Annotated in this window: 2 protein-coding genes and 1 pseudogene; all 3 read left to right on the forward strand. The window is 62.5% G+C overall.

The annotated features are described in order from the left end of the window. Window positions 1–1,656: AAA family ATPase (locus EOA86_RS28970; RefSeq protein ID WP_128344801.1), on the forward strand; the 1,656-nt coding region annotated here is incomplete at its 5' end. A 43-nt stretch (window positions 1,657–1,699) separates the two neighbouring features. Beyond that, on the forward strand, window positions 1,700–2,065 hold the full coding sequence (locus EOA86_RS28975; RefSeq protein WP_127208838.1) for an MmcQ/YjbR family DNA-binding protein: 366 nt from the start codon (window positions 1,700–1,702) through the stop codon (window positions 2,063–2,065). A gap of 251 nt (window positions 2,066–2,316) precedes the next feature. Continuing rightward, window positions 2,317–2,888 (forward strand): annotated as a pseudogene (locus EOA86_RS28980) (hypothetical protein); the annotation flags it as partial.

A 2,888-nucleotide genomic window follows, 5' to 3' on the forward strand; every position in this document is an offset into this window, starting at 1 on the left:
GACGAATACCGGAAGCATGTCGAGAAGGACGCCGCTCTTGCCCGCCGCTTCCAGCCGGTCTTCGTCAATGAACCGACCGTCGAAGACACCGTCTCCATCCTGCGCGGCCTGAAGGAAAAATACGAGCAGCACCACAAGGTGCGCATCTCGGATTCGGCGCTGGTCGCTGCAGCGTCGCTGTCCAACCGCTATATCGCCGACCGGTTCCTGCCGGACAAGGCCATCGACCTTGTCGACGAGGCCGCGTCGCGGCTCCGGATGCAGGTCGATTCGAAGCCCGAAGCGCTGGACGAGATCGACCGCCGCATCATGCAGCTCAAGATCGAGCGTGAGGCGCTGAAGGTCGAGAAGGACGACGCGTCAAAGGACCGGCTCGCCCGCCTCGAAAAAGATCTTTTTGCTCTGGAAGAAGAATCGACCGAATTGACCTCGAAGTGGCAGGCCGAGAAGCAGAAGCTCGGGCTCGCCGCCGACCTGAAGAAACAGCTCGACGAGGCGCGAAACGAACTCGCCATTGCCCAGCGCAAGGGTGAATTCCAGCGCGCCGGCGAGCTTGCCTATGGCAAGATTCCGGAACTCGAAAAAAAGCTGACGCAGGCCGAGGCGCAAGACGGCAAGGTCGGCATGGTCGAAGAGGTGGTCACCCCCGATCACGTCGCCCATATCGTGTCGCGCTGGACCGGCATTCCGGTCGACAAGATGCTGCAAGGCGAGCGTGACAAGCTGCTGCGCATGGAAGACGAGATCGGCAAGCGCGTCGTCGGCCAGGGCGAGGCGGTGCAGGCCGTGTCGAAAGCCGTTCGCCGTGCCCGCGCCGGCCTGCAGGATCCGAACCGGCCGATCGGCTCGTTCATGTTCCTCGGACCGACGGGCGTAGGCGAGACCGAGTTGACCAAGGCGCTCGCCAGCTTCCTGTTCGACGACGAGAGCGCCATGGTGCGCATCGACATGTCGGAATTCATGGAGAAACACTCGGTCGCCCGGCTGATCGGCGCGCCTCCCGGCTATGTCGGCTATGAGGAAGGCGGGGCGCTGACCGAAGCGGTGCGGCGCCGGCCCTACCAGGTCGTGCTGTTCGACGAAATCGAAAAGGCGCATCCGGACGTGTTCAACGTGCTGCTGCAGGTGCTCGACGACGGCCGCCTGACCGACGGGCAGGGCCGCACGGTCGATTTCCGCAACACGCTGATCATCATGACGTCGAACCTCGGCGCCGAATATCTGGTTAATCTCAACGAGAACCAGGACGTCGATGCCGTACGTGACGAGGTGATGAGCGTGGTGCGGGTATCGTTCCGGCCGGAGTTCCTTAACCGCGTCGATGAAGTGATCCTGTTCCACCGGCTGCGCCGGCAGGATATGGGCCGCATCGTCGAGATCCAACTCAAGCGACTGGAAAACCTGCTCGTCGATCGCAAGATCACGCTTTCGCTGGACCAGGAGGCGATCGACTGGCTGGCGGCCAAGGGCTACGATCCGGCCTATGGCGCGCGGCCGCTGAAGCGGGTGATGCAAAAGGAACTGCAGGACCCGCTGGCGGAGAAGATCCTGCTCGGCGACATCCTTGACGGCTCGACCGTCAAGGTCACCGCAGGTTCCGACCGGTTGAACTTCCGCTCGAAGCCCACGGTCGTGGCGACCGAGGCGGCGGCCTGATTCGAGGCCGCCACATAATTAAACACTGAACGGCGGGGCGCAGATGACGCTGGATGACTACAACAGCTTCTGCGCCTCGCTGCCGTCGACGAGCCATGTCGTCCAGTGGGGCGGCGCCCATGTCTGGAAGGTCGGAGCCAAGGTCTTTGCGATAGGCGGTTGGAGTAAGGGCAAGGAGCCGTTCGTCACCTTCAAATGCTCCGACATCGCTTATGACATCTTGAAGGAACAGCCGGGCCTTCGGCCCGCGCCCTATCTTGCGTCACGCGGCATGAAATGGATCCAGCGCCAGACAAACCAAAGCATGGACGATGACGCGCTGAAGGACTATCTGCGCGAAAGCCATCGCCTTGTCGTGCTCAAGCTGCCGAAGCAGGCGCGCAAGGAATTGGGACTCGCCGCCAGCTAGCTATGTTGCTCTCATCGCCAGAAATCCGCCATCTTCATGCCCGGTTCATGTTGGAACCTTATGGTCGGCAACTGATTTGCTGGCGAAGGGGTTCGCCTGTTGCATAGCCCCGAACTTCGAATTCGATTTTCGGAAAGCTTGGTGCGAAGATTTTAACTATTAGAGCGTCCTTGCGCGTCCGAAGGGACGCGCGGCGCTCTAAAGAGACAACGCCGGGCGGCGGCAATTACGGACCGGAGAATTTGGCCAACATGTTCCGCACGATCTTCACCCTTTCGGCGCTCGCCGCCGGGCTGCTTTCTTCCAGCGCGATGGCCTCGCCGACGGAGGACATCGCGCCGCGATCTGCCCGTGCGGCCAATGCCGGTAGTGTGCTGGTCGCCCAGAACGGCGATTTCGACGTCTATTACGACGCCAGGGGGAACCGCGTCATCGTCGATGCGGAAACCGGCCAGGTCCTCGCCATCCAGCCGCCGCAGACCAGGTTCGACCGCCGCGCGCTCCGCCGCGAGCGCCTGCGCAATCTCGGACCGGTCGAGGACGACCGTTATTATCTCGACGACCCGGAAGACACGGCGCGCTTGCGCCGCAGGCGATTGGAAGAGGAAGGCCTGATCGTCGTGCCACCGGTCGACGAATACGATCCCTACAGCGACAATTGGGTGGAAACTTTTCCCGAAGCGCCGCGCGATGACGGCAGCTATGGCAACGATTATCCGGAAGCGCCACAGCCGATAGAGCCGCGCACCGTCAAGCGCCAGCCGCTCGACGAGGCTTCGATCGAACCGGTCGAGCCGACCGCCCCAGGCGACCAGGCGGCATT

The organism is Mesorhizobium sp. M5C.F.Ca.IN.020.32.2.1 (assembly GCF_004023105.1).
Lineage (GTDB): Bacteria > Pseudomonadota > Alphaproteobacteria > Rhizobiales > Rhizobiaceae > Mesorhizobium > Mesorhizobium wenxiniae.